Genomic DNA, 555 nt, shown 5'->3' with positions numbered 1-555 from the left:
CGATGACCGAAGACAGATTGGCTTTATTCGAGCTGATTGACCAGAGCGCAGACAACGATCTGGTGCGCGACATGCTGGCCTTTGCAGCCGGGCGCTTGATGGAGATGGAGGTGGAGGCGCATACGGGCGCGGCTCCCGGTGCCCGCTCCGCGGATCGCAAGACCTACAGGAATGGCTACCGGGAGAGAGCCTGGGACACACGGGCTGGCCGGATCGATCTGGATATCCCGAAGCTGCGCAAGGGCAGCTACTTCCCATCTTTCCTTGAACCGCGCCGAACGGCCGAGAAGGCGCTGACGGCCGTTATCCAGGAAGCCTACATCAAGGGCATCTCGACGCGCGCGGTGGACGACCTGGTCAAGGCGATGGGTGGCACGGGCATATCGAAGAGCCAGGTCAGCCGGCTGTGCGAAGAGATCGACGAGCGTGTACAAGCCTTCCTGAACCGCCCGATCGAAGGCGAGTGGCCTTACCTGTGGATCGACGCCACGTACATCAAAAGCCGGCAGGGCGGACGGATCGTCTCGACCGCTGCCATAGTGGCTGTCGGGGCCA

General features: G+C 62.7%; 1 protein-coding gene. It reads left to right on the top strand.

Annotated features, from left to right (window positions below):
* Positions 1 to 2: 2 nt before the first annotated feature.
* On the top strand, positions 3 to 555 hold a 553-nt coding region (locus HOC_RS20750; RefSeq protein WP_035542786.1), incomplete at its 3' end, for an IS256 family transposase.

Source organism: Hyphomonas oceanitis SCH89 (genome assembly GCF_000685295.1).
GTDB lineage: Bacteria > Pseudomonadota > Alphaproteobacteria > Caulobacterales > Hyphomonadaceae > Hyphomonas > Hyphomonas oceanitis.
This window is presented reverse-complemented; position numbering and strand designations above follow the sequence as displayed.